The organism is Pseudomonas sp. LH21, from assembly GCF_036549575.1.
In the GTDB taxonomy this organism is placed as follows: Bacteria; Pseudomonadota; Gammaproteobacteria; order Pseudomonadales; family Pseudomonadaceae; genus Aquipseudomonas; species Aquipseudomonas peradeniyensis.
Genome location: NZ_CP144367.1, coordinates 1,146,177 through 1,170,893, shown reverse-complemented (window position 1 = coordinate 1,170,893; position 24,717 = coordinate 1,146,177). Strand labels below are relative to the sequence as shown.

Below are 24,717 nucleotides of genomic sequence, written 5' to 3'. Positions count from 1 at the left end.
CGATGGGCTGCGCAGCAGCCCCGAATTCACAGCCGCGCTGGGAAAACCTTTGGGGGCCGCTGCGCAGCCCATCGCGGCACAAGGCCGCTCCTACAAAGGAATCGAGCCGCTGCTGCACAGAACCTGCTAGCAGACCTGCCAACCATTGTCGAGATATGGCGCCGCCGGTCCTTTGCGTATACTGCACCCTATGTTCGCCCACACTGCTTTGCGCCAGCGATGCGCCAGATGGCTCCTCGCAACCGGACTCTTCCTGATGCTCGGTGCCTGCGTTGAAAAACCCAGCACCCTCGAACGCGTCAAGGAGGATGGCGTATTGCGCGTGATTACCCGCAACAGCCCGGCCACCTATTTCCAGGACCGCAACGGCGAAACCGGTTTCGAATACGAACTGGTCAAGCGCTTCGCCGACGACCTGGGCGTGAAGCTGGAGATCGAGACCGCCGACAACCTCGACGAGCTGTTCGACCAGCTGGGCAAGCCGTCCGGCCCGGTGCTGGCCGCCGCCGGCCTGGTCAGCAGCGAACGCCGCGCCGCCCAGGCGAAGTTCTCCCACCCTTACCTCGAGGTGACCCCACAGGTCATCTACCGCAATGGCCGCTCGCGGCCGACCAGCGCCAAGGGCCTGGTGGGCAAGAAGATCATGGTGCTCAAGGGCAGCAGCCACGCCGACCAGCTCGCCGAGCTGAAAAAGCAGAACCCGGGGCTGGAGTACGAGGAGTCCGACGCCGTCGAGGTGGTCGACCTGCTGCGCATGGTCGACGAGGGCCAGATCGACCTGACCCTGGTCGACTCCAACGAGCTGGCCATGAACCAGGTGTACTTCCCCAACGTGCGCGTGGCCTTCGACCTGGGCGACACCCGCGACCAGCGCTGGGCGGTGGCCGCCGGCGAAGACAACAGCCTGCTCAACGAGATCAACGAGTTTCTCGACAAGTCGCAGAAGAACGGCACCCTGCAGCGGCTGAAAGACCGTTACTACGGCCATGTCGACGTACTCGGCTACGTCGGCGCCTACACCTTCGCCCAGCACCTGCAGCAGCGCCTGCCCAAGTATGAAAAGCACTTCAAGACCAGCTCCAAGGTCGAGCAGGTCGACTGGCGCCTGCTCGCCGCGATCGGCTACCAGGAATCGATGTGGCAGCCCGAGGTCACTTCCAAGACCGGCGTGCGCGGCCTGATGATGCTGACCCAGCGCACCGCCCAGGCCATGGGCGTGTCCAACCGCCTGGACCCCAGGCAGAGCATCCAGGGCGGCGCCAAGTACTTCATGCTGGTCAAGGACCAGCTCGACGACAGCATCAAGGAGCCGGACCGCACCTGGTTCGCCCTGGCCGCCTACAACGTCGGCAGCGGCCACCTGGAAGACGCCCGCACCCTGGCCAGGCGCGAAGGCCTGAACCCGAACAAGTGGCTGGATGTGAAGAAGATGCTGCCGCGCCTGTCGCAAAAGCAGTGGTACAGCAAGACCAAGTACGGCTACGCCCGCGGCGGCGAGCCGGTACACTTCGTGGCCAACATCCGCCGCTACTACGACATCCTCACCTGGGTCACACAGCCGCAGCTCGAAGGCCAGGTGGCCGAGGGCAACCTGCATGTGCCGGCGGTGAACAAGGACAAGCCGGCGGAACAGTCGCCGCCGATGTGACACACCACCGTCCTTTGTAGGAGCGGCCTTGTGCCGCGAAAGGGCTGCGCAGCGGCCCCAGGATTTCAGAGTTGAGCAAAGATCGCTGGGGCCGCTTTGCGGCCCTTTCGCGGCACGAGACCGCTCCTACAAGGATCGTGTCAGCTAGGCTTTCGCCCGCCGCGCCTTGAAGAACTCACTCAAGATCGTTCCGCACTCCTCTGCCAGCACCCCACCCTCGAACATCACCCGATGGTTGAGAAACCCCTGGCTGAAGAACTGCCCCTGGCTCTGCACGATCCCCGCCTTGGGCTCCAGCGCCCCATAGACCACCCGCGCCACCCGCGAATGGACGATCAGCCCCGCGCACATGCTGCACGGCTCCAGGGTCACGTACAGCGTGCTGCCCGGCAGCCGGTAGTTGCTGGCGGACTTGGCCGCGGCGCGGATCGCCACCATTTCGGCGTGAGCGCTGGGGTCGCTGTCGATGATCGGTCGGTTGAAACCCTGGCCGATCACCTGGCCATGCTGCACCAGTACCGCGCCCACCGGCACCTCGCCCAGGGCCGCGCCCTGGGCCGCCAAATCGAGGGCCAGGCGCATGAATTCCTGGTCGCGGCTGCGATCGATGATCTGCGGTCGCATCAGACCACCGCGATCGCGGCCATCAGGCCGGTTTCCATGTGGTCGATGACGTGGCAGTGGAACATCCAGGTACCCGGGTTGTCCGCCACCAGCGCCACCTGCGCCCGTTCGTTCTTGCCCAGCAGGTAGGTGTCGGTGAACCACGGCTCGACGATCTTGCGCCGATTGGAGGCGATCACCTTGAAACTCATGCCATGCAGGTGGATCGGGTGCTGGTACTGGGTCATGTTCTTCAGCTCGAGAATGTAGCTCTTGCCCTTCTGCAGCGTGGCGATCGGCCGATCGGCGCAGGTCTTGTCGGTGATGTCCCAGGCCTGGCCGTTGATCTGCCACAGGCTCGGCGGCTTGCCGTTCTCGGTGTTCACCGAGACCTTGCCGACCCATTCGAAATTGAAGTTGAGCTTTTCGGCGTTCTCCAGGTCCGGCTCGGCCACCGGGTTCGGCGGCAGGGCCTTGGGCCAGTCGCCGGGCGCCTCGCTGCTGGCCACCGAACGCAGGGTGCCCAGGCGCACGAAGCCATCACGCAAGGAGATCTCTTCACCCGCCTCGGGGATGCGGATCGCCAGGCAGATGCGCATGCCCGGCCCGAGCCAGTACTCGTCGTCCAGCGGCCGCGGAGTGATCGGGTTGCCATCGAGGGCGTAGATCATCGCCTCGCAGTTACCCTTGAGGTTCAAGCGGTAGGTCCAGGTGTTGTCCAGGTTCAGCAGCCGCACCCGCACCACCTGCCCGGCCGGCAGCTCGGTAACCGAGTCAGCCTGGCCGTTGATGGTAATCAGGCGCCCAGCGGTGCCGTTGCGGGCCGCCTCGCGGGGAATGCTGAACGGCAGCCAGGCGCCCTGCTCGTCCACGTGCCAGTTCTTCAGGCTCAGAGTGCGCTCATGCCGGAAGCCCGTGGGCTCGCGCTCCTCGACGATCAACGGCCCGACCAGACCGCGGCCCAGCTCCTCGGAGCTGCTGACATGCGGGTGATACCAGTAGCTGCCGGCGTCCGGCACCTTGAACTTGTAGTCGAAGTATTCGCCCGGCTTGACCGGCAACTGCGAGACATAGGGCACACCGTCCATCTCCAACGGCAGGCGGATGCCGTGCCAGTGGATGGTGGTCTCGACGGGCAGATGGTTGATGAAGCGCACCCGCAGCCAGGTGCCCTGGCGCACCCGCAGCTCGGTACCCGGCGCCGACGGGCCGAAGGCCCAGGCCTCGGTCTTGAAGCCCGGCACCAGCTCGACGTCCAGGGGCGCGGCGATCAGTTCATAATCGTGCCCGGCGTTGTCGTCTTCGACCTTGCCGAGCCAGTAACGCGCCGCGCCTCCGGCGCCCAGGCCTACCACTGCAAGGCCGGTCAGGCCCTTGAGCATTTGTCGACGGGTGAAGGACATTGGTGCGGGTACCTCGTGTTCTGCGCAATCAAGCTGCCAGCATGGCTGGCGATGAAGGGCGAATACGATACACCTGCAAATGGGAAATATTAAGTGAAGTCTCTTTGGATGCTGCCCGCAGCCTTGCTATCACAAGTGCTGCCTGGAGCCAGACAAAGGTCATTGAACCACTGCTGGTCATCAGCGGACGGCACGCGCAAGGCGGCCTGCAGCAATTGTGGGTCGAGCAGGATGTCCAGGTTGTTCAGGCGCGTGGCGAGGTCGGGGTGCGTATCGAATGGATGGGTAGTGGCCAGCCCCAGCACTTCCTCGCCCAGTTGCAACGGCGTGCCTTGCAGGTGCGCCGCCAGCGCCCGCAAAAGGTTGCTGCCACCGTGTGCGACCAACAAGCCGTCGATCACCCGCCCCAGGGCAATCACCCGTAACAGCGCCTGTACGAACAGCTTCGGGCCAGCGACCTCGGCACCTGCCCGATCAGCCAGCAATTCCTGTGCACGCCCCCAGTGATGAACCGCAAGCTGAAAATGGTGCAAGAACTGCCCGGCCAGCCACAAGGTGGGCCGAACCACCCAGCGCGGAGCATCCTCGTCGCCGACCATGGCCGAATAATGCGCGCACATCAGGCTGAAACGCGCACTGGTTTCGCTGCCCCGCTCCGTATCACGGCGCCTGAAGTGGCCCAGTTCGTGACCGATGACCGAGGCCGCCTCGGCCTGGCTCAAGGCGGCCAGGCAAGGTAAAGGCAGATACAACGTGCGCCCCCTGAGGACCTGCCCACCGGGCTGCAGCAGGATCGGAACGCTGGTGACGAAAAAACCCTGGTCAAGGCCGACCACGATATGGTCCGGGACAGGCGCGTGCAGTTGTGTTGCCAAGGTCTCGATCCACTGCCACACCGCTGGCGTCGCCTGCCTGCCTAGCGGGCGGGCGAGAAAACTGGCGGTCGGAGACTGCATCAGCGGCCAGTGCCGACGCATTCGCCAGACCTGGCGAACACACACAACCAGGACTGAGGCCAGCGGCAGCACCACGACCAGCACCGTCATGCCGCCCTGCGCTGCGCGGCTTGCTCCGGAACTGGCCTCATAGAGCAGCAACAGGCACAGCGAACCAGCAAGCATGACCATGTAGAGACTCAAGCAACAGCCCAAGGCCTGCCAGTTGGCCATCATGCGTTCATACAGGTAGGCCGCAGAGCGCAGCGCCCGCCAGGCAGCCAACTTCAGCTTGAGCCAGGCCCAGAGGCCTGCCAGCAGAGCGGCCACTGCCAGCCAGCAGCTCACACTGGCCATCACCTTGCGTACGCTTACCCAGTGACGATCCGCATCGAGCAGGTCCAGTTGACGCTGCAGGGCCTGCCGCGGATCGACATGCCTGGCAAGCTCCTTGCGGGCTTCCCACGGCAATTGGCGTAGCAACGTCTCATTGGGGGCAGCCAGCCATTGCCGTATGGTCAGGGCCTGATCCTGCGCCGTGTCAGCCCGCCAGTACTGCACTTTACCCCAGCCAAACAGCACCAGAGGCAACAGCAGCAGGATCAGGCCCCAACCGAAGCGCTTCATTGCCCCAGAGCGCCAATGGTCACGTTCAGGCTCATCTGGCCGCTTCACCCAGACGCGCCACACCCGGAAACAGCTGCGCCAACGTACGCCTGGCCTGGGCCGCTTGCACATAGGCATAAAACAGATCCACCAGTTCCTGCAGGCCAAGGCGGCGCCCGGCCACGACGGGCGTGCACAACCACAGCCTGACGCGCAAGCCGCCCGCGACGACCACCGCGTCAGGTGAGGCCAGCGCCCTGAAACAGGCCGGTGCCAGCACTGGTGCATGGCTGAACGCCGACACGGTAAAGATCAGCCGGGTAGTGAAGTAACCCTGCTCGACCTCGAAGCCGTCGAAGGCGTCCAGTGGGGTCGGCGCCTGCGCGTTGGCGAAGCACAGGGTATCTGGTGTCACGCTGAGCACCCGCTTGCCGTGCCGGCGGTATAGCACGACGGCACAGGCCAGTCCCGCCACCCCGACGCCGGCCAGGCCGAGGCCGAAACCAGACATCAGCCAGATGACACCGCTGCTGGCACCGGGACTGAACCGCACCGCCAGAGCGGTCAGCCATATGCCCAGCGCGCCGAACAACAGGCCAATCACGGCACATGCCAGCGCCTTGCCGAGCGAATGCTCCAGCAGTACGAAGTTGTCGGTGGGGCCATCAGCCTGAGCCTGCAGGTACGCGAGGTGGGCTTCGCGTTCGCCGTTATCCATCGTTCTGCAACAGATCCAGTTGCCGTTGCGCATGTGCCGCATCGCGGTAGGCTGCCAGCAGCGCGAGCACTTCCTCGTTCCCCAGCTTGCGTCCGTTGCTGGCCAGGCCTGCGGACATGATGCGGATCTGCGGCCGCGGTTTCTTCAACACCATGGCCTGGTTACCGAAGAACTGCAGTTTCACCACATGATGCTTTGGCAGGACGGCTTCGCTGCTCATTTCCAGCGTCTGTACCATGACCAGCCCTTCATCCTTGACCGAAACGTCCTCCACTTCCGCCAGGTCTACCGGTGCATCCAGCGTATCGACGAACAACTGCCGGCGGGTCAAGCGCATGAAGACCTGGGTACCGGCATTACGGTGTTGCCAGGTCACCGCTGCTGCGATCAAGGTGATGAAGACACCTGCTGCAACCGCCCCCAAGCGTTCCGGGTTGAAGGTCACGGCCGTGATAATCAGTGCACCCAGCAACAATACTGGCCCCCAGATCCGGTAACGCCGGGAGTTGGTGAACTCGCTCTGCTCGGGCACGCGCTCGATTACCTGCTTGAGCTCAGCGATAACTCGGTCGCGCTGGGCGGCACGGCTTTGCTCGTAGTCCTGGCCCAGCGAGCCAGAGAGTTCGGACAGCGGGTCGTTGAACTCGCTCATGATCATTGCGCCTCCGTGTTCTGTGCTGCCAGATAATCGGTAAGGAACGCCTGGGCATTGCCCTCACGCGACAGCCCTTCCGAATAGCCGACCTGCTGTGTCTGCGCCTCACCCGGCAGGTTCAACTCGCCGCCCCAGTTGCCCTGGATGATCAGCACCACGTACTTCTTGCCGTCCACGGTGGTGGAGTAGCGGGTGTCCTTGCTGGTCTTCTCCACCTGCATTTTCTGGATGCGCATGTTCCAGTCGTGATCGATGCCTTCGATTTGTACCAGCGCTTCGTTGGCGGCACGTTCACCGATACGCAGCGTCCACACCTTGGTCCCTTGCGCCCCCATGTAGGCAACTACCTGGTCGGCCACTTCCGGCCGTTGTTCAGCGTTAACCTGGCCCAGCCACAGGGCGAGCGCAGCCACCACCAGGGCTGTCCATTTGCGATAAGCGAGCATGTCTTTTCCATCCTGAATCGAAACAAACGCCCATTGAAATAAGCCTGGCCCGACTAGCCAACCCCGCTGACCGGCTTGCACAACAGACAGCCCCCTGCGCACAACGGCTGTCGCTGAAAATGTGCACGCGTTACCATTCGCGGCCATGCCGCCCTCAGCCAAGGATGCCAAGCGCACATGCGATCGATCAGCCCCTACCTCGACACCGACTTTTCATTCGATAGCCCCGGGTCACTCGCTGATGCTGGTGTACTGGATGCGAGCAGCGCGCGAGTGATGGGTAGCGCGACCGGCCACTATCGGGCGCAGACGGTACACAGCGGGTTGCAATACTTCGATTGCAACCTGCAGTTTCCAGAGCCGCTGAGGATCGACAAGGTGCTGCCGCAAAGCCTGTGCATCGTGCAGGTGTTCGACGGGGCGTGGCAGCACACGGTGGACGGAAGGCTCAACAGTTATGCCCCTGGCCAGTTGCACATGCTGAGCCTGGGTGAAAGCCTGGAGGCGCAGGACCAACTGCCCGCCAACAGTCATGCCCGCATGGCCGGAGTACGTATTGCCGGCGATTACCTGCAAGAGCTGGCCCGGGAGGACGCGCAGCTCAAGCCCCTGTTGGCACTTGTCGCCGACGGCATGCGCTTCGACCAGCTACCGCAGTGTCCAGCGGTGAGCCGCCTGTTCCGGCAGCTGTATCTGTCACCCTATACCGGCGGACTCAGGCGCCTGCATTGCGAGAGCCTGAGCTTGGCCATCTTGCTGGAACTGGCCAGCCACCTGATCGGGCACAGATCCGCCGAGAAGAGTCAAGACCGGGGGCGCCGCGACCTGGCCATTGAAACGCGCCGCCAGCTCGATGAAAACCTGAACGCACCGCCCACCGCTGCCGCACTCGCTCGCCAGCTGGGGGTGAGCGAGACCACCTTGCGCCGCGCTTTCAGCCACGAATACGGTCGGTCGCTCTTGCAGTATGTTCGGCAACAGAGAATGGAGCTGGCCCGCGCCCTGCTGCTGGAGCGTCGCTGGCAGGTATCGCAGGTTGCCTATCATGTCGGCTACGCCAACCCGGCCAATTTCTGCCATGCCTACAAGGCGTATTTTGGGCATTCTCCCGGGGCTGAGTAGGGTTCAGCCCCCCCAAAAAAAACGGGCCTGCAATGCAGGCCCGTTTCATTCAACCGCGAGTCGGGATCATTCCCACTCGATGGTCGCTGGCGGCTTGCTCGACACGTCATAGGTGACGCGGGAGATACCGTCGATTTCGTTGATGATACGGCCGCTGACGGTTTCCAGCAGCTCGTACGGCAGGTGCGCCCAGCGCGCGGTCATGAAGTCCACGGTCTCGACGGCACGCAGGGCCACGACCCAGGCGTAGCGACGGCCGTCGCCGACGACGCCGACCGACTTGACCGGCTGGAACACCACGAACGCCTGGCTGGTCTTGTGGTACCAGTCGGCCTTGCGCAGTTCTTCGATGAAGATGTGGTCGGCGCGACGCAGGATGTCGGCGTATTCCTTCTTCACTTCACCGAGGATGCGCACGCCCAGGCCCGGGCCCGGGAACGGGTGGCGGTAGACCATGTCGTACGGCAGGCCCAGTTCCAGGCCGATCTTGCGCACTTCGTCCTTGAACAGCTCGCGCAGCGGCTCGACCAGCTTGAGGTTCATCTCCTCCGGCAGGCCACCGACGTTGTGGTGCGACTTGATCACGTGAGCCTTGCCGCTCTTGGCGCCGGCCGACTCGATCACGTCGGGGTAGATGGTGCCCTGGGCGAGGAACTGGATGTTGTCCAGTTTGCTGGCTTCGGCGTCAAACACGTCGATGAAGGTGCGACCGATGATCTTGCGCTTCTTCTCAGGGTCCGCTTCGCCTTCCAGGTTATCGAGGAACTGCTTCTCGGCATCGGCGCGGATGACCTTGACGCCCATGTTCTCCTTGAACATGGCCATCACCTGGTCGCCTTCGTGCAGGCGCAGCAGGCCGTTGTCGACGAACACGCAGGTCAGCTGGTCGCCGATGGCGCGGTGCAGCAGCGCGGCAACCACGGAGGAGTCGACGCCGCCGGACAGGCCCAGCAGGACGTTGGCCGAACCGACCTGTGCGCGTACCTGGGCGATGGCGTCTTCAACGATGTTCGAGGCGGTCCACAGGGCTTCACAGCCACAGATGTCCTGGACGAAGCGCGACAGGATGCGACCACCTTGCTTGGTGTGGGTCACTTCCGGGTGGAACTGCACGCCGTAGTAGCCCAGGGCGTCGTCGTACATGCCGGCGATCGGGCAGCTCGGGGTGCTGGCCAGCACGCTGAAGTTGCCCGGCATCTGGGTGACCTTGTCGCCGTGGCTCATCCACACGTCCAGACCCAGTACGCCGTCGTCATCGACATGGTCTTCGATGCCGTCGAGCAGGCGGCTCTTGCCGACCACGTCGACACGGGCGTAACCGAACTCGCGCAGGTCGGAACCTTCGACCTTGCCGCCCATCTGCTCGGCCATGGTCTGCATGCCGTAGCAAATGCCCAGCACCGGCACCTTCAGGTCGAACACGGCCTGCGGGGCGCGTGGGCTGTTGGCTTCGTGGACCGACTCGGGGCCACCGGCCAGGATGATGCCGCGCGGGTTGAATTCGCGGATCGCTTCATCGTCCATGTCGAACGGGTGCAGTTCGCAGTACACGCCGATCTCGCGCACGCGGCGGGCGATCAGCTGGGTGTACTGGGAACCGAAATCGAGGATCAGGATACGGTGAGCGTGAATGTCGAGGGCCATGACTCAATCTCGTCAGTGGAAATCGGAAACGACGCGGGGCTGTGTATGACAGCCCCGTTCGGTAATTGCTGGAAGCCTTAGCCTACGCGGTAGTTAGGGGCTTCTTTGGTGATCTGCACGTCATGCACGTGGGACTCGGCCATGCCGGCACCGGTGATGCGCACGAACTCCGGCTTGGTGCGCATCTCTTCGATGGTCGCGCTGCCGGTGTAGCCCATGGACGAACGCAGGCCGCCCATCAGCTGGTGGATGATCGCGGCCAGGGCGCCCTTGTACGGCACGCGGCCTTCGATGCCTTCCGGTACCAACTTCTCGGCACCGGCCGAGGAGTCCTGGAAGTAACGGTCGGAGGAGCCTTGCGCCTGTGCCATGGCACCCAGCGAGCCCATGCCACGGTAAGCCTTGTAGGAACGGCCCTGGAACAGTTCGACTTCACCCGGGGCTTCTTCGGTACCAGCGAACATCGAGCCCATCATCACGCAGGAAGCGCCGGCTACGATGGCCTTGGACAGGTCACCCGAGAAACGGATGCCGCCGTCGGCGATCAGCGGCACGCCAGTGCCTTCCAGTGCGGCAGCGACGTTGGCGATGGCGCTGATCTGCGGCACGCCGACACCGGCGACGATACGGGTGGTGCAGATCGAGCCCGGGCCGATACCGACCTTGACCGCGTCGGCGCCAGCTTCAGCCAGGGCCTTGGCGGCGGCGCCGGTGGCGATGTTGCCGCCGATCACCTGCACTTGCGGGTAGGTTTCCTTGACCCAGCGAACGCGGTCGATCACGCCCTTGGAGTGACCGTGGGCGGTGTCCACCACCACCACGTCAACGCCGGCGGCTACCAGGGCGGCAACGCGCTCGCCGGTGTCCTTGCCGGTGCCGACCGCGGCGCCGACGCGCAGGCGACCCTGGTCGTCCTTGCTGGCCAGCGGGTAGGCCTTGGCTTTTTCGATGTCCTTGACGGTCATCATGCCCTTGAGGGCGAACTTGTCGTCGACGATCAGGACTTTTTCCAGGCGGTGCTTGTGCAGCAGCTCGCGGACTTCGTTCTTGTCGGCGCCTTCGCGGACGGTGACCAGACGCTCTTTGGGGGTCATCACGTCGCGGACCTTGGCGTCCAGGCGGGTTTCGAAGCGCACGTCACGGGAGGTGACGATGCCGACCAGGTCGCCGTTCGCCAGCACCGGAACGCCGGAGATGTTGTTCAGGCGGGTCAGGTCGAACAGGTCGCGCACGGTGGCGTCGGCGTCGATGGTGATCGGGTCCTTGACCACGCCAGCCTCGAACTTCTTGACCTTGCGTACTTCGCCGGCCTGCTGCTCGATGGTCATGTTCTTGTGGATGATGCCGATGCCGCCTTCCTGGGCCATGGCGATGGCCAGGCGCGCTTCGGTCACGGTATCCATGGCGGCGGAGACCAGGGGAATGTTCAGCTCGATGCCACGAGTCAAACGGGTCTTGAGACTGACTTCATTGGGCAGTACCTCGGAGTAGCCAGGTACAAGGAGGATATCGTCGAAGGTCAGGGCTTCTTGGCTGATACGCAGCATCGCGGGGGCTCCCGGGAGGGAAAAATGGAAGCGCGCCATTATACCCATCCATGGCGCGCCGCTCAATGCAAAATAAGGGCCTTCGGTCAGCCTTGCGGCAGTTTTACCTGCACCACCGCCACCGGCTGGTCCAGCCAGTCGGCGAAGCTGTCGAGGAAGGCCTGGGTGAACCCGGCCTCGCCCCAGTTATTGAAGATGAACCCCAGGTTGGAAAAGGCACACGGCTGCAGGTAAAGGAAACCGTTGATGTCGTCCTCGAAGCCGCACAGCGGGCAGGTGAAGTTGTCGCTCACCCCCGGCATCCACTCCTCCAGGCTCTCGAACAGCGGCTCGCCTACCTCGCGCCGGCATTCCGGGCAGCCGGCCTCCTCGAGAAAACCGTCGGTGGGGGTGTAGATGCAGCGCTTGAGCATCACCTCCAGGCCATTGACCTGTGCGCCGAACGGCAGCTTCTCGGGGTGCAGGGCCACCTTGCGTGCCCCTTCGGCCAGGGCATGGCCCATGCGGTTGCCGGTGCGGCCACAGGTGCTCAATTGTTCCTCGACGATCTTTTCGCGCACCAGCCAGCGCAGGATGGCGCGGGCACGGGCTTCGTGAACCGGCACGGTGGACAGCTTGGGGACGATGATGCTCTGGGTGTTCATGCTTGAGGCAGGCCTGCGAACTGCGGTAGTGGCGCAATTCTACCGCCTGCTCAGGCGCTCAGGTAGCGACCGATCAACGCCAGGCCGCTGGCCAGCACCAGCCAGGTGATCAATCGCACGAAGGCCTCGCGGGACAACCTCAGGGTCAGCCGTCGGCCCAGCCAGGTACCAACGAACATCACCGGCAGCAAGCAGGCGGCCAAGAGCAACAGGCTGGCGTCGGCATACACCCCGGCGATCAGGAACAGCGACAGGCGCACCACCGTGCTGCAACTGATCAGCGCGACCTGGGTCGCTCGCACCTGCTCCTTGGCTTCCAACCGTGCGCTGAGGTAGATCGCGTATAAAAAACCACCACTGCCGAACAGGGCGCCGAACAAGCCACCCACCGTGCCCATGGGCACCGCCCAGGCGCCCGACAGGCTCGCCGGTCGCACCTTCACCGCCAGGCCATAGACCGCATAGGCGGTGACGAACAGCCCCATCAGCAACAGCAGCACATCCGACTTCAGGCGCAGCAGGAACACCACGCCCAGCGTGCAGCCCACGGCCATGAACGGCAGCAGCCTGAGCAGTTCGCCGCGCACCACGTCGCGCCGCGACGGCAGCAGGTTGCCGAAGGCGGCGACGAAGTCCAGCAGCACCAGCAACGGAACGATCCGCGACAGCGGCATGAAATGGATAAGCACGGGGCCGGCGACCAGCGCAGTGCCGAAGCCGGCGATGCCGAAGACGATATAGGCCACCCCCACCCCCAGCAGGATGGGTAGCCAGTCGAGCGTGGAAAACGACAGTTGAGCGAACATCGCGACAATTCCTTGGGAGACCCTGGAAGGTTAGCCAGCGAAGAGCCATGCCGACTAATATGCCTTTACGCCATGAGCCATCTTGAAAAGGCATGACATGAGTTCAATCCGCCAACTGCGCTACTTCGTCGAAATCGCCGAGGCCGGCAGTTTCAGTGCCGCCGCCGAGCGGCTGTACATCGCCCAGTCAGCCCTCAGCCGACAGATCAAGGAGCTGGAGCTGCACCTGGGGTCCGCGCTGTTCGAGCGCACCGCCCGCCAGCCACGACTGACCGCCGCCGGAGTCGCCTTCCTCGACCGCGCCCGGCGCCTGCTGGCCGATCTGGACAAAGCCGAACGCCTGGCCCGCGAGGTCGGCCAGGGCCTGCGCGGCAGCCTGCGGCTGAACCACTCCAGTACCGTGCCGTTGACAGGCCAACTGCTGCAGCGCCTCGGCGGTTACCTGGAGGACAACCCCGGCGTCTCCCTGGAGATCGCCCAGCAATCGTCGGAGGCGCAACTGGAGGACATCGCCGAGGGCCGTTTGGAGATCGGCCTGCTGCGCCTGCCGGTGCTGCGCCAGCACGAGGGCGTGGAACTGCATGCGCTGTTCGACGAGCCCCTGCTGCTGGCGGTAGCGGCAAGCCACCCACTGGCCACGGCGGGCAGTGTTCGGCTGGGGCAACTGCGCGAGGAACGCTTCATTTCCATACCCCATCGTCAGCGCGGCGGGTTGAGCTACCTGTCGGCATCGCTGTGCATGAACGAGGGATTCTTTCCCCAGGCGGCGCAGGTGGTATCGCGCAAGACCACCCAACTGCAGCTGATCCAGGCTGGGTTCGGGGTGGCGTTGCTGCCCCAGAGCATGCGCGAGATCGCCCCGCCGGCGGTACGTTTCGTGTCGCTAGCCGAGGCGTGCCAAAGCACCGTGGCGCTGGCTTGTCGCCGGGATGCCGGGGAGTTGGTGCGTCAGTTCGTGGCGATCATGCAAGGCTGAAAGCCTCTATCGCGGGGCAAGCCCGCTCCCACGCCCTAGGTCGGATGAGCGTGGGAGCGGGCTTGCCCCGCGATGAGGCCGGCACAGACAACCAGGCCTTCGGTCCTTTATGATGCCCGGCATGATCAGAGACCCTTTCGAACGACTCGGCCTGGACCGCGAGGTCCTCACCGTCAGCCAGCTCAACGGCCGCGCCCGCGTGCTGCTCGAGGACGTGTTCCGCAGCGTCTGGGTGGAAGGCGAGATTTCCAACCTCGCCCGCCCGGCCTCCGGCCACATGTACTTCACCCTCAAGGACAGCGGCGCGCAGATCCGCTGCGCGCTGTTCCGGCAGAACGCCGCCCGCGTGCGCCAGGCCCTGCGTGACGGCCTGGCGGTGAAGGTGCGCGGCAAGGTTTCGCTGTTCGAGGGCCGCGGCGACTACCAGCTGATCCTCGACACCGTCGAACCGGCCGGTGACGGCGCCTTGCGCCTGGCCTTCGAGGCGCTGAAGGAAAAGCTCGGCGCCGAGGGGCTGTTCAGCACCGAACGCAAGCAGCCGCTGCCGGCGCATCCGCGGCGCATCGGCATCGTCACCTCGCCCACCGGCGCGGTGATCCGCGACATCATCAGCGTGTTCCGGCGCCGCGCGCCGCAGGTCGAACTGAACCTGATCCCTACCGCCGTGCAAGGCCGCGAGGCCATCGCACAGATCGTCCATGCCCTGCAGATGGCCGACCGGCAAGGCTTCGACGCGCTGATCCTGGCCCGTGGCGGCGGCTCGCTGGAAGACCTCTGGTGCTTCAACGAAGAGGCCGTGGCCCGTGCCGTGGCCGCCTGCGTGACGCCGATCGTCAGCGCCGTGGGACATGAAACCGACGTGTCGATCAGCGACTTCGTCGCCGACGTGCGTGCGCCCACACCATCAGCCGCCGCCGAACTGCTCGCCCCCGACAACAGCGGGCTGCAGCAGCGCCTGGACAGCCTGCAGCGACGCCTGTTGCTGCGCATGCAGAGCCGCCTGGCCCATGACCGCCTGCGCGTCGAGGGCCTGGCCCGGCGCCTGCGCCACCCGGGCGAGCGCCTGCGCCAGCAGGCCCAGCGCCTGGACGACCTGGACATGCGCCTGCGCCGTGCCTTCGCGCTGAACATGAGCCAACGCCACGAACGCCTCGGCCGCCTCGACATGCGCCTGGCCGCACAGCACCCGGGACGCAACCTGAAACTGCTCAAGCAGCGCCTGGACAGCCTGGCCGAACGCCTGCCACGGGCCATGCGCGACGTGCTCAAGGACCGCCGCCAACGCTTCCAGGCGCAGTTGCAGACGCTGCAGGTGGTCAGCCCATTGGCGACCCTCGCCCGCGGCTACAGCATCCTCCTCGACGAGCGCGGCCAGGCCATCCGCAGCGCCGCGCAGACCCACAACGGCCAGCGCCTGACCGCCCGTCTCAACGAAGGCGAGCTCAAGGTGCGGGTCGAGGACAACCACCAGACTCCGGTCACCCTCTCGCTACTGGACTGACACATGCCCCGCCTGTTCGCGCCCCTGCTCGCCCTCGCCCTGCTGCTGCCGCTCACCGCGGCCCAGGCCAGCTACATCACCCGCGCCCTCGACAAGCCGGTGCCCGGCGGCGTGGCCGTGGTCAACCTGGGGCCGGCCGCCAGCGCGCCGAGCGCCCGCTTCGACGGCAAGCCGGTGCTGGTGGTGAAGGAGCAGGACAACTGGCTGGCCATCGTCGGCATACCGCTCACCCAGAAGCCCGGCAGCGCCGTGCTCACCCAAGGGGGACGCGACATTCGCTTCAGCGTGGGCAGCAAGAAATACCCCGAACAGCACATCACCCTGAAGAACAAGCGCCAGGTCAACCCCGAGCCCGAGGACCTCAAGCGCATCGACCGCGAGCTGGCCGAGCAGGTCAAGGCCTACCGCAGTTTCAGCCCGACCCTGCCGAGCAACCTGATCCTCGACAAGCCGGTCAACGGCCCGCTGTCGAGCAAGTTCGGCGTGCGCCGCTTCTTCAACGGTGAGGAGCGAAACCCTCATGCGGGCCTTGACTTCGCCGTGCCGGCCGGCACGCCGATCAAGACCCCGGCCAATGGCAAGGTGATCCTGGTGGGCGACTACTTCTTCAATGGCCGCACGGTGTTCGTCGACCATGGCCAGGGCTTCATCAGCATGTTCTGCCACATGTCGAAGATCGATGTGAAGCCGGGGCAGGTGCTGCGCCGGGGCGAGGTGGTCGGCCGCGTGGGCTCGACCGGCCGGGCCACCGGGCCACATATGCACTGGAACGTCAGCCTCAACGATGCGCGGGTGGATCCGGCGATTTTCATCGGCGCGTTCCAGCCCTGAGTCCTGTGCCATATGGGCCGGCCTCTTCGCGGGTAAACCCGCTCCCACAGGAATGGCGCCGTACCTGTGGGAGCGGGTTTACCCGCGAAGGGGCCGGCACGGCCAACATCAATCACTTTGTGTTGCGCCATCGAAAAATACTGCGCAACATTAAAGGAAAAGAACAACAATATCAGCCATAAAATCTCGAGAAATCGCATTTTTTAAGCATTTCTCTCAATTTCCCCGCAGTGCTTGCCATCCCCCAACCCACTGGTTAGGGTTGAGCCTATGAACATCTTCAGCACCCTGCTCCGACAACACCGCAGCCTCTGCCTGGTCAGCGCCCGACTACCAGGGTGAATCGCGTCGCCTCGCCTTTTTCTCTCGTTTTCGTTTGGCAGGCCCGATCACGGCCGCACATAAAAAGGATTGCTTCCATGACCATGCTCAAAGACCCTTCGAAGAAATACCGCGCGTTCCCGACCATCGACCTGCCCGACCGTACCTGGCCGTCGAAGACCATCACCCAGGCACCGATCTGGTGCAGTTCCGACCTGCGTGATGGCAACCAGTCGCTGATCGAGCCGATGGACTCGGAGAAGAAGCTGCGGTTCTGGAAGACCCTGGTGCAGGTGGGCGTGAAGGAGATCGAAGCGTCGTTCCCGTCGGCCTCGCAGACCGACTTCGACTTCGTGCGCACCCTGATCGAAGACGGCCACATCCCGGACGACACCACCATCCAGGTGCTGACCCAGGCCCGTGAAGACCTGATCGCCCGTACCTTCGAGTCCCTGCGCGGGGCCAAGAAGGCCATCGTGCACCTGTACAACGCCACCTGCCCGTCGTTCCGCCGCATCGTCTTCAACCAGGACAAGCAGGGCGTGAAGGACATCGCGGTCAACGCCGCCAAGCTGTTCGTCAAGTACGCCGCCCAGCAGCCGAACACCCAGTGGACCTTCCAGTACTCGCCTGAAACCTTCAGCGCCACCGAACTGGAATTCGCCAAAGAGGTGTGCGACGCGGTGATCGAAGTGTGGAACCCGACCCCCGAGCACAAGATCATCCTCAACCTGCCGGCCACCGTCGAAGTTGCCACGCCGAACGTCTACGCCGACCAGATCGAATGGTTCTGCCGCAACATCAACCGTCGCGACAGCGTGATCATCAGCCTGCACACCCACAACGACCGTGGCACCGGCATCGCCGCCACCGAGTTGGGCCTGATGGCCGGCGCCGACCGTGCCGAAGGCTGCCTGTTCGGTAACGGCGAGCGCACCGGCAACGTCGACCTGGTGACCCTGGCGCTGAACCTCTACACCCAAGGTATCGACCCACAGCTGGACTTCTCCGACATCGACGGCGTGCGCAAGGTCGTCGAGGAGTGCAACCAGCTGCCGGTGCACCCGCGTCACCCGTACGTCGGCGACCTGGTCCACACCGCCTTCTCCGGCTCGCACCAGGACGCCATCCGCAAGGGCTTCGCCAAGCAGCAGGATGGCGAACTGTGGGAAGTGCCGTACCTGCCGATCGACCCGGCCGACATCGGCCGCAGCTACGAGGCGGTGATCCGCGTCAACAGCCAGTCGGGCAAGGGCGGCATCACCTACCTGCTCGAGCAGGAGTACGGCATCAGCCTGCCGCGCCGCATGCAGATCGAGTTCAGCCAGGTGGTACAGGGCGAGACCGACCGTCTCGGCCTGGAAATGACCGCCGAGCAGATCTACAAGCTGCTGCAGAAGGAATACCTCCAGGCCAATGCACCGTATGCGCTGGTCAGCCACCGTCTGCAGGAAGAGAACGGCAGCAGCCACGTGCAGGTGGAAGTCTCCGGTGAAGGCGAGACCACCCTGCACTGGCACGGTAAAGGCAATGGCGCCCTGGAAGCGCTGGTCGCCGGCTTGCCGGTCAGCGTGGAGATCATGGACTACAACGAGCACGCCATCGGTGCCGGCACCAACGCCAAGGCGGCGGCCTACATCGAGCTGCGCGTGGCCGGTGGGCGTCCGGTGCACGGCGTGGGCATCGACGAGAACATCACCACCGCCAGCTTCAAGGCGCTGTTCAGCGCGCTGAACCGCTCGCTGAGCCAGCAGCAGGCCAAAGCGGCGTAAACCATCGCCGATGAACGAAGCCCGCATCCTTGATGCGGGCTTTTTTATTGCCTGTGCCGGCCTCTTCGCGGGTAAACCCGCTCCCACAGGGATCGCACGGTGCCTGTGGGAGCGGGTTTACCCGCGAAGAGGCCGGCACAAGCGCTACAAACATTTCAGGCAAAAAAAAGGGGCGCCGACCAAGCGCCCCACAAGCCGTGTAGCACACAACGAAATCTGTCAGTCCAGCAACGCCATCGCCTCGGCGCTGCACGCCTCGATCCGCGCCCAGTCGCCGTTCTTGATCCAGCTGCTGTCGAGCATCCAAGTGCCACCCACGCACATCACATTGGGCAGGGCCATGTAGTTGCGCACGTTGGCCGGGTTCACCCCGCCGGTCGGGCAGAAGCGAATGTCGCCGAACGGGCCGGCAAAGGCCTTGATCGCCGCCACGCCACCGCTGATCTCCGCCGGGAACAGCTTGAAGCGACGGTAGCCGAGGGCGTAGCCCATCATGATCTCCGACGGCGTGCTGATGCCCGGCAGCAGCGGAATGTCGCTGTCCACGCCCGCTTCGAGGATGTCCTGGGTGATGCCCGGGGTGACGACGAACTGCGCGCCCGCGGCCTCGACGGCGGCGAACATGCCACGGTCGAGCACGGTACCGGCGCCGACGCACAGCTCGGGGCGCTGCTCGCGCAGCACCTGGATGGCCTTCAGGCCATGCTGCGAGCGCAGGGTCACTTCCAGGGTGCGGATGCCGCCAGCGGCCAGGGCGTCGGCCAGGGGCAGGATGTCCTCCTCACGGGCGATGGTGATCACCGGCAGGATGCGCGCCTTGTCGCAGATCGCGTCGATCCGCGCGGCTTTGTCGGCCATCGAGAGCAAAGGCTGTGGGCGTTCGAGGGTGGTCATGACAATGGGTCCTTGGCTCATGGGCACCAGTAGATGTCCAGGGGGTCGTGAAGAAAGGCGCGAATCGGCATTTCGGTAGGGTCTTCGGCCGCCAGGGCGGCACGCAGGGTGGCGAGCTTGCCCGCGCCTTGCACGGACAGGGCGATGAAGCCGGCGCTGGCCAGCAGCGCGCGGGTCATGCTCAGGCGCTGGTGCGGCACGCTCGGCGCCAGCATCGGCAGGCAGCGACGCTCGCCGACCTTGGCCAGACCCTGGCGCAGGTTGGGGCTGGCCGGGAACAGCGAGGCCGTGTGGCCGTCGTCGCCCATGCCCAGCACCAGCACATCGATCGGCGGCAGGTCGGCGAGCACCTGGTCGGCCTGCTCGGCGGCGGCCTCCAGGGTCGCGGCGCTCTGGTACAGGCCGATGAAACGCGCCTTGGCCGCACCGCCCTTGAACAGATGACGGGACAGCAGGCCGGCGTTGCTGTCGTCGTGCACCACCGGCACCCAGCGCTCGTCCGCCAGGCTCACGGTTACCTTCGACCAGTCCAGCGCCTCTGCCGCCAGTTTCTCGAGAAACGGCACCGGGCTGCGGCCGCCGGACAGCACCACGCAGGCCTGGCCCTTGCTGGCGATGGCCTGGCGCAGGCGCTCGGCCACATCATGGGCCAGGGTCGCCGCCAGGGTTTTCGCATCAGCCAGCTGATGCGCCTTCACCGTCGCCGGCAGTTGCAGTTCAGATATCGCCATACCAGGCCCTCCCATCGCGAGTGATCAATGCAATCGAGCTCATCGGCCCCCAGGAACCGGCCGCATAGGGCTTGGGCGCGTCGCCGCTGGTCTTCCAGCCGGCGATCAGCTGATCGCACCATTTCCAGGCGTATTCGATCTCGTCCTTGCGCACGAACAGGTTCTGGTTACCGCGCATCACTTCCAGCAACAGACGCTCGTAGGCGTCCGGAATCCGCGCGCTGCGCCAGGTGTCGGAGAAGTTCAGCTGCAGCGGGCCGCTGCGCAGCTGCATACCCTTGTCCAGGCCCTGCTCCTTGGTCATCACCCGCAGCGAAATGCCTTCGTCCGGCTGCAGGCGGATGATCAGCTTGTTGCCGATCTGCAAACGCTGTTCCGGAGCGAAGATGTAGTGCGGAGTTTCCTTGAAGTGGATGACGATCTGCGACAGCTTCTGCGGCATGCGCTTGCCGGTGCGCAGGTAGAACGGCACGCCCGACCAGCGCCAGTTGCGGATATCGGCGCGCAGGGCGACGAAGGTCTCGGTGTCGCTCTGGGCGTTGGCGTTGTCCTCTTCCAGGTAGCCCGGCACCGGCTTGCCGTCGCTGAAGCCGGCAATGTACTGGCCGCGCACCACATGGGTGCTCAGGCCTTCGCCGGTGATCGGCGCCAGTGCCTTGAGCACCTTGACCTTCTCGTCGCGGATGCTGTCGGCGGACAGGTCGCTGGGCGGGTCCATGGCGATCAGGCAGAGCAGCTGCAACAGGTGGTTCTGGATCATGTCGCGCAGCTGGCCGGCCTTGTCGAAGTAACCCCAGCGGCCCTCGATACCGACCTTCTCGGCGACGGTGATCTCCACATGGGAGATGGAATTCTGGTTCCACTGGGTTTCGAACAGGCTGTTGGCGAAGCGCAGGGCGATCAGGTTCTGTACCGTTTCCTTGCCCAGGTAGTGGTCGATGCGGTAGACCCGGCTCTCGGGGAAGAACCGCGCCACGGCGTCGTTGACCCGGCGCGACGATTCCAGGTCATGGCCGATGGGCTTTTCCAGCACCACGCGGGTGCGCGAGGCCAGGCCGGCCTTGTCGAGGTTCTCGCAGATCGCGCCGTAGACCGCCGCCGCCGTGGCGAAGTAGGCGATCAGCGGCTGCCCGCTCGGCGCCTGTTCGGCCAGGGCCTGATAGCCCTCGGGTTCGACGAAGTCCAGGTGCAGGTAGCTCAGGCGCCCGAGGAAGCGCCCCAGGGAAGCGGCATCGATCTCGGCCTCCGGCACATGGCGGCGCAGATGGGCTTCGATATTGTTCAGGTGTTCCTGCACGCTGCCCGGCTCGCGGGCCAGGGCCAGCAGGCGGGTGTCCGGGTGCAGGAGGTCGGCGCGGTCGAGCTGGTAGAGCGCGGGAAACAGCTTGCGCAATGCCAGGTCGCCTAAGGCGCCAAAGAGGGCGAAGGTGCAGGGTTCGACACTGATCGCGGCCATGATGTTGGTTCTTTTATAAATGTTGGACTAGGAATACCGGTTTCAACCCTGCTTTTCAAGGGTTAATGTAGTAAAAACCATAACATTGAATACAGCCATTACAGACAAGTGGTGTGACAATCTTACCGACAGTACGATACACGCCACCGCAAAAAGCCTGCTTCCCGACCCAAGGACACACCATGGACCGCGTGCGCAACCTCCTGGAACAGATCCAGGGCCGCCTCGACGAGCTGAACAAGGCCGAACGCAAAGTCGCCGAAGTCATCCTGCTCAACCCGCAACAGGCCACCCGTTTCAGCATCGCCGCCCTGGCCCAGGCGGCCAAGGTCAGCGAACCGACGGTCAACCGCTTCTGCCGCTCGTTCGGCGTCAGCGGCTACCCCGAGCTCAAGCTGCAGCTGGCGCAGAGCCTGGCCAGCGGCGCCGCCTATGTCAGCCGCGCGGTGGAGGCCGACGATGATCCGGCCGCCTACACCCAGAAGATCTTCGGCAGCGCCATCGCCTCGCTGGACAGCGCCTGCCAGGCGCTCGACCCGCAGCAGGTCAGCCGCGCCGTTGACATGATGATCCAGGCCCGGCAGATCCACTTCTTCGGCCTCGGCGCCTCGGCCCCCGTGGCCCTCGACGCCCAGCACAAGTTCTTCCGCTTCAACCTCGCGGTGTCGGCCCATGCCGATGTACTGATGCAGCGCATGCTGGCCTCGGTGGCCCACACCGGCGATCTGTTCGTGATCATTTCCTACACCGGGCGCACCCGCGAACTGGTCGAGGTGGCCCGCCTGGCCCGGGAAAACGGCGCCTCGGTGCTCGGCCTGACCGCCGCCGGCTCGCCCCTGGCCCAGGCCTGCAGCCTGAGCCTGCACATCCCGCTGCCGGAAGACACCGACATCTACATGCCGATGACCTCGCGGATCATCCAGCTCACCGTGCTCGACGTGCTGGCTACCGGCATGACCCTGCGCCGCGGCGTGGACTTCCAGCCGCACCTGCGCAAGATCAAGGAAAGCCTCAACGCCAGTCGCTACCCGATCGAGGACGACGACCTCAACTGAGCCGGTGCGCCTGCAGCCGCAGGTGCGCCCGCTCCCCCGGCGCCAGGCTCAGACCCTCGCCACTGCCACTGGCCGCCTCGACGCAGACAAAGCCCTGGCATTCGCGCCCGGTCACGCCCATCAACGGGCGATTGCCCGGGTGCCAGACCACGGTGTCGTCGCTGTCGCCGGTGTCGATGCACAGCTCGCGCTGCCAGGCCGGGTCCTGCAACTGCACCTTGGGTGTACCGGGGTAGACCTTCTGGCAGCCGCCCTTGAGGGTCAGCGCGCCATCCTCGCGGCAAACCTGGCGATTGAGGCGATCGTAGCCTTGGATATCCTCGAGCCCGGACAGCGCTATCTTCGACACGTCGCTGATTCGCCAGTAGGCCAGCAGCGCATGACTCAGCTGGCAGGGCTCGCTGTCCTGGTGCTCGGTGCAGAGGCTCAGCTCCATGCTCGCGCCAAGCCGGGCGTGCAGGTCGACCTGCCAGTCGCACAGGTCCAGGCGCCACTTCAGGGTCACGCCCTGCTCGTCCTCAAGGCTGTCCACCAGCTTCCAGTCCAGCAGGCGCGCCCAGCCGTGGGCCGGCCACAGGTCCTCGCTGGGGTGACGGCCATACCATGGCCAGCATACCGGCACGCCCCCACGGATGGCGCCCACCTGCGGCCACTGCTCGGCGCACCACAGCCAGGGCTTCTCGCCGGCCGGCTGGAAATGCAGCAGCTGCGCGCCCTGACGGCTGAACACCGCCTGGCAGCGTGGGTGGTCGATGATCAGCACATCGCGCTGCTGGTAACGCTCCCACTCGAAGGTCGGCCTGGGCCGTTGCGAGGTGAAGAAGCGATGTAGCGGATGTTCAGGCATGGTTCCGAGCTCTTTTGTTGTTCGAGATAGCGCTGTCTCGCCCCGTGCCCGCTAACCACTGCTGGCCAGTGGTTAGCGGGAGGTCGAGATGGATGGCGTAAATTTACAACAATTTTTCTCAGAATGACGACTGAATCTTCAACCCCGCGACCAGCGCGTTATCCACCTCGTCCACACCGCCCGGGCTCTTGATGTACTGCAGGTTCGGGCGCACGGTCAGCCAGTTGGTGACGTGGAAGCCGTAGTAGAGCTCGGCGTTGTACTCGGTGCGCTGCAACGGCGCGAAGCCCGGGTTGTCGTAGTCGTTGATACCGCTCTGGGCATTGAGCAGCTCGGCGCGCTTCTTCACGTCGTCGTTGACGTGGATGCGGGCGATGCCGAAGCCGATGTCGTCCTTGGGCCGGGCGTCGAAGGCGCCCTTGTAGACCAGGCCGACCTGCTGGTAGTTGTCGACCACGTTGGTGGCCTTGTCGTGCACGGTGAAGTTGGCGAACAGGCTCAGGCCACGATTGACGTCGCCGGCATGGGCGGTGACCTGCTGCTGCGCCACCACCCACCAGCCGTGCTTGCTGGAGTGCGACTTGAACGCCGCGCCGGTCAGCGCCTGCGGGTTGCCGTTGATGTCGTCGTAGACGTCGTCGGCCTTGGCGGTGCTGTAGTAGTAGCCCAGGCGGTACTCGCCCGGCAGGCCGTTGACCTTCGGCGACCACACCGCCTCCACCGGCAGGATCGCGCCCTTGGTGCCGCTGCCGCTGAGCTTGAAGCCGTTGCCGGTCTCAAGGTTCGACGGGTTCTGCTCGTAGGCGCCGACCTGGACGAAGAATTCCGGGGTGATGTTGTACTTGACCCGCAACGCCCACTGGCTGACCGGCCAGTTGTACCAGATGCCGCCGACCCAGTTGCCCACCTGCGAGCCGCAGAACGCCAGGTTCTGGAAGTCACAGGGGAAGCTGTTGAAGTCCTCGCCCTCGCCGAAGCGGCCGAATTTCACGTCCAGCGCGCCGTCGAAGTACTTCTGCTTGATCCACATCTGGGTCAGGCGCCAGGTCTGGCCCCGGCCCCAGACCTCCTGCACCGAGCTGAACTGCCCGGCGCGCGGGTCGCTGATGCGGTCGTTGGACAGGTTGCGGCCGCTACGCTCGGTGATCGCCAGTTTGAACTCGGTGTCCTTCCAGCCGAAGATCTTCTCCAGGTCCAGGTGCGCGCCCAGGGCGAACTGGTCGCTGTAGCGCGCGGTCTTGTCGTCGTTGTAGCCGCCGTTAAGGTTGCCGGCCACCTCGCCGACGTAGTCGAGGGTGAAGTCGTAGCCCTTCTCCAGCAACTCGGTGCGGGTGCCGCTCCAGTCGCCGGTCATCCATTTCGATTCCGACGAGAAAGCCTCGGCGGCCTGGGCCCCGCTGCTGCCGACCACGGCCAGCAGTGCCAGTGAGCCCAGCGTCCTGATGCGATTGCGATGTTCCATCCCTTTGCGTCCTCTTTTCTTGTTATTAACAGAACGGTTTAACGGCGTTCGTCTGTAGGAGCGGCCTTGTGCCGCGAAAGGGCTGCATAGCAGC

22 protein-coding genes are annotated in these 24,717 nt (G+C 64.8%); 7 read left to right on the top strand and 15 right to left on the bottom strand.

The window, feature by feature from the left end; genetic code table 11:
* Positions 1 to 190 precede the first annotated feature (190 nt).
* The gene (mltF, locus tag VUG52_RS05510) at positions 191 to 1,648 is read left to right on the top strand and encodes a membrane-bound lytic murein transglycosylase MltF (protein WP_262952761.1); all 1,458 of its coding nucleotides are present in this window, start codon (positions 191 to 193) and stop codon (positions 1,646 to 1,648) included.
* Positions 1,649 to 1,792: 144 nt separating this feature from the next.
* Here mltF and tadA read toward each other — a convergent pair whose 3' ends face one another.
* The 6 genes from tadA to VUG52_RS05480 form a co-directional block, all read right to left on the bottom strand.
* Positions 1,793 to 2,272 carry a tRNA adenosine(34) deaminase TadA gene (gene tadA / locus VUG52_RS05505; RefSeq protein ID WP_050704163.1) on the bottom strand — a complete coding sequence of 160 codons (480 nt, stop codon included), beginning with the start codon at positions 2,270 to 2,272 and terminating at the stop codon, positions 1,793 to 1,795.
* On the bottom strand, positions 2,272 to 3,654 hold the full coding sequence (locus VUG52_RS05500; protein WP_050704162.1) for a multicopper oxidase family protein: 1,383 nt from the start codon (positions 3,652 to 3,654) through the stop codon (positions 2,272 to 2,274). Before VUG52_RS05500 ends, tadA begins: the two co-directional genes overlap by 1 nt.
* Before the next feature lie 89 nt (positions 3,655 to 3,743).
* Positions 3,744 to 5,216 (bottom strand): M48 family metallopeptidase, encoded by a 1,473-nt coding sequence (locus VUG52_RS05495; protein ID WP_050704161.1) that lies wholly within the window; start codon positions 5,214 to 5,216, stop codon positions 3,744 to 3,746.
* Between the two features lie 31 nt (positions 5,217 to 5,247).
* A complete protein-coding gene (locus VUG52_RS05490; protein WP_050704216.1) occupies positions 5,248 to 5,946 on the bottom strand; it encodes a hypothetical protein in 699 nt (232 codons plus the stop codon).
* Positions 5,906 to 6,565 (bottom strand): hypothetical protein, encoded by a 660-nt coding sequence (locus VUG52_RS05485; protein WP_082337649.1) that lies wholly within the window; start codon positions 6,563 to 6,565, stop codon positions 5,906 to 5,908. Before VUG52_RS05485 ends, VUG52_RS05490 begins: the two co-directional genes overlap by 41 nt.
* A 2-nt stretch (positions 6,566 to 6,567) precedes the next feature.
* Positions 6,568 to 7,014, bottom strand: coding sequence for a hypothetical protein (locus VUG52_RS05480; protein WP_262952763.1), 447 nt, complete (start codon positions 7,012 to 7,014; stop codon positions 6,568 to 6,570).
* Between the two features lie 177 nt (positions 7,015 to 7,191).
* On the opposite strand from VUG52_RS05480, the gene VUG52_RS05475 reads away from it, so the two are divergent.
* Positions 7,192 to 8,136: a helix-turn-helix transcriptional regulator gene (locus VUG52_RS05475; RefSeq protein ID WP_050704159.1), complete on the top strand. Its 945-nt coding sequence runs from the start codon at positions 7,192 to 7,194 to the stop codon at positions 8,134 to 8,136.
* A 66-nt stretch (positions 8,137 to 8,202) separates the two neighbouring features.
* Here VUG52_RS05475 and guaA read toward each other — a convergent pair whose 3' ends face one another.
* From guaA to VUG52_RS05455, 4 genes are all read right to left on the bottom strand, one after another.
* On the bottom strand, positions 8,203 to 9,780 hold the full coding sequence (gene guaA / locus VUG52_RS05470) for a glutamine-hydrolyzing GMP synthase (RefSeq protein ID WP_050704158.1): 1,578 nt from the start codon (positions 9,778 to 9,780) through the stop codon (positions 8,203 to 8,205).
* Between the two features lie 77 nt (positions 9,781 to 9,857).
* On the bottom strand, positions 9,858 to 11,327 hold the full coding sequence (guaB, locus tag VUG52_RS05465; protein WP_050704157.1) for an IMP dehydrogenase: 1,470 nt from the start codon (positions 11,325 to 11,327) through the stop codon (positions 9,858 to 9,860).
* 86 nt (positions 11,328 to 11,413) lie between these two features.
* Positions 11,414 to 11,971 carry a sugar ABC transporter ATPase gene (locus VUG52_RS05460; protein WP_110738328.1) on the bottom strand — a complete coding sequence of 186 codons (558 nt, stop codon included), beginning with the start codon at positions 11,969 to 11,971 and terminating at the stop codon, positions 11,414 to 11,416.
* A gap of 50 nt (positions 11,972 to 12,021) precedes the next feature.
* Positions 12,022 to 12,777 (bottom strand): sulfite exporter TauE/SafE family protein, encoded by a 756-nt coding sequence (locus VUG52_RS05455; RefSeq protein ID WP_262952767.1) that lies wholly within the window; start codon positions 12,775 to 12,777, stop codon positions 12,022 to 12,024.
* A gap of 97 nt (positions 12,778 to 12,874) precedes the next feature.
* On the opposite strand from VUG52_RS05455, the gene VUG52_RS05450 reads away from it, so the two are divergent.
* The 4 genes from VUG52_RS05450 (at position 12,875) to leuA (ending at position 18,178) form a co-directional block, all read left to right on the top strand.
* Positions 12,875 to 13,753, top strand: coding sequence for a LysR family transcriptional regulator (locus tag VUG52_RS05450; RefSeq protein ID WP_262952769.1), 879 nt, complete (start codon positions 12,875 to 12,877; stop codon positions 13,751 to 13,753).
* 121 nt (positions 13,754 to 13,874) lie between these two features.
* The gene (gene xseA / locus VUG52_RS05445) at positions 13,875 to 15,254 is read left to right on the top strand and encodes an exodeoxyribonuclease VII large subunit (RefSeq protein WP_262952770.1); all 1,380 of its coding nucleotides are present in this window, start codon (positions 13,875 to 13,877) and stop codon (positions 15,252 to 15,254) included.
* A 3-nt stretch (positions 15,255 to 15,257) separates the two neighbouring features.
* Positions 15,258 to 16,085: a M23 family metallopeptidase gene (locus VUG52_RS05440; RefSeq protein WP_050704153.1), complete on the top strand. Its 828-nt coding sequence runs from the start codon at positions 15,258 to 15,260 to the stop codon at positions 16,083 to 16,085.
* 419 nt (positions 16,086 to 16,504) lie between these two features.
* Entirely contained in the window at positions 16,505 to 18,178 is a 1,674-nt protein-coding gene (gene leuA / locus VUG52_RS05435; RefSeq protein ID WP_186713889.1) for a 2-isopropylmalate synthase, read from the top strand.
* Positions 18,179 to 18,397: 219 nt separating this feature from the next.
* Here leuA and VUG52_RS05430 read toward each other — a convergent pair whose 3' ends face one another.
* The 3 genes from VUG52_RS05430 to zwf are packed head-to-tail and all read right to left on the bottom strand — an operon-like array spanning position 18,398 to position 21,259.
* A complete protein-coding gene (locus tag VUG52_RS05430) occupies positions 18,398 to 19,072 on the bottom strand; it encodes a bifunctional 4-hydroxy-2-oxoglutarate aldolase/2-dehydro-3-deoxy-phosphogluconate aldolase (RefSeq protein ID WP_050704151.1) in 675 nt (224 codons plus the stop codon).
* 17 nt (positions 19,073 to 19,089) lie between these two features.
* The gene (gene pgl / locus VUG52_RS05425; protein WP_262952361.1) at positions 19,090 to 19,803 is read right to left on the bottom strand and encodes a 6-phosphogluconolactonase; all 714 of its coding nucleotides are present in this window, start codon (positions 19,801 to 19,803) and stop codon (positions 19,090 to 19,092) included.
* A complete protein-coding gene (gene zwf, locus VUG52_RS05420) occupies positions 19,790 to 21,259 on the bottom strand; it encodes a glucose-6-phosphate dehydrogenase (protein ID WP_186734093.1) in 1,470 nt (489 codons plus the stop codon). Before zwf ends, pgl begins: the two co-directional genes overlap by 14 nt.
* A gap of 191 nt (positions 21,260 to 21,450) precedes the next feature.
* Between zwf and hexR the strand changes: the two genes are divergently transcribed.
* On the top strand, positions 21,451 to 22,314 hold the full coding sequence (gene hexR / locus VUG52_RS05415; protein WP_172402443.1) for a DNA-binding transcriptional regulator HexR: 864 nt from the start codon (positions 21,451 to 21,453) through the stop codon (positions 22,312 to 22,314).
* On the opposite strand, the gene VUG52_RS05410 is transcribed toward hexR, so the two are convergent.
* Positions 22,307 to 23,161: a D-hexose-6-phosphate mutarotase gene (locus VUG52_RS05410; RefSeq protein ID WP_050704147.1), complete on the bottom strand. Its 855-nt coding sequence runs from the start codon at positions 23,159 to 23,161 to the stop codon at positions 22,307 to 22,309. The genes hexR and VUG52_RS05410 overlap by 8 nt on opposite strands.
* Positions 23,162 to 23,279: 118 nt before the next feature.
* The gene (locus VUG52_RS05405; RefSeq protein WP_331832525.1) at positions 23,280 to 24,623 is read right to left on the bottom strand and encodes a carbohydrate porin; all 1,344 of its coding nucleotides are present in this window, start codon (positions 24,621 to 24,623) and stop codon (positions 23,280 to 23,282) included.
* Positions 24,624 to 24,717: the final 94 nt, after the last annotated feature.

Excerpts from the sequence above, each read along its gene's own strand:
- mltF (WP_262952761.1), top strand. The coding sequence starts at position 191 with ATGTTCGCCCACACTGCTTTGCGCCAGCGATGCGCCAGATGGCTCCTC.
- VUG52_RS05500 (WP_050704162.1), bottom strand. The coding sequence starts at position 3,654 with ATGTCCTTCACCCGTCGACAAATGCTCAAGGGCCTGACCGGCCTTGCA.
- pgl (WP_262952361.1), bottom strand. The coding sequence starts at position 19,803 with ATGGCGATATCTGAACTGCAACTGCCGGCGACGGTGAAGGCGCATCAG.
- VUG52_RS05405 (WP_331832525.1), bottom strand. The coding sequence starts at position 24,623 with ATGGAACATCGCAATCGCATCAGGACGCTGGGCTCACTGGCACTGCTG.
- VUG52_RS05475 (WP_050704159.1), top strand. The coding sequence starts at position 7,192 with ATGCGATCGATCAGCCCCTACCTCGACACCGACTTTTCATTCGATAGC.
- guaB (WP_050704157.1), bottom strand. The coding sequence starts at position 11,327 with ATGCTGCGTATCAGCCAAGAAGCCCTGACCTTCGACGATATCCTCCTT.
- xseA (WP_262952770.1), top strand. The coding sequence starts at position 13,875 with ATGATCAGAGACCCTTTCGAACGACTCGGCCTGGACCGCGAGGTCCTC.
- guaA (WP_050704158.1), bottom strand. The coding sequence starts at position 9,780 with ATGGCCCTCGACATTCACGCTCACCGTATCCTGATCCTCGATTTCGGT.
- VUG52_RS05455 (WP_262952767.1), bottom strand. The coding sequence starts at position 12,777 with ATGTTCGCTCAACTGTCGTTTTCCACGCTCGACTGGCTACCCATCCTG.
- VUG52_RS05485 (WP_082337649.1), bottom strand. The coding sequence starts at position 6,565 with ATGAGCGAGTTCAACGACCCGCTGTCCGAACTCTCTGGCTCGCTGGGC.
- VUG52_RS05460 (WP_110738328.1), bottom strand. The coding sequence starts at position 11,971 with ATGAACACCCAGAGCATCATCGTCCCCAAGCTGTCCACCGTGCCGGTT.
- VUG52_RS05410 (WP_050704147.1), bottom strand. The coding sequence starts at position 23,161 with ATGCCTGAACATCCGCTACATCGCTTCTTCACCTCGCAACGGCCCAGG.
- tadA (WP_050704163.1), bottom strand. The coding sequence starts at position 2,272 with ATGCGACCGCAGATCATCGATCGCAGCCGCGACCAGGAATTCATGCGC.
- VUG52_RS05450 (WP_262952769.1), top strand. The coding sequence starts at position 12,875 with ATGAGTTCAATCCGCCAACTGCGCTACTTCGTCGAAATCGCCGAGGCC.
- VUG52_RS05440 (WP_050704153.1), top strand. The coding sequence starts at position 15,258 with ATGCCCCGCCTGTTCGCGCCCCTGCTCGCCCTCGCCCTGCTGCTGCCG.
- VUG52_RS05430 (WP_050704151.1), bottom strand. The coding sequence starts at position 19,072 with ATGACCACCCTCGAACGCCCACAGCCTTTGCTCTCGATGGCCGACAAA.
- zwf (WP_186734093.1), bottom strand. The coding sequence starts at position 21,259 with ATGGCCGCGATCAGTGTCGAACCCTGCACCTTCGCCCTCTTTGGCGCC.
- VUG52_RS05480 (WP_262952763.1), bottom strand. The coding sequence starts at position 7,014 with ATGCTCGCTTATCGCAAATGGACAGCCCTGGTGGTGGCTGCGCTCGCC.
- leuA (WP_186713889.1), top strand. The coding sequence starts at position 16,505 with ATGACCATGCTCAAAGACCCTTCGAAGAAATACCGCGCGTTCCCGACC.
- VUG52_RS05490 (WP_050704216.1), bottom strand. The coding sequence starts at position 5,946 with ATGCGCAACGGCAACTGGATCTGTTGCAGAACGATGGATAACGGCGAA.
- VUG52_RS05495 (WP_050704161.1), bottom strand. The coding sequence starts at position 5,216 with ATGAAGCGCTTCGGTTGGGGCCTGATCCTGCTGCTGTTGCCTCTGGTG.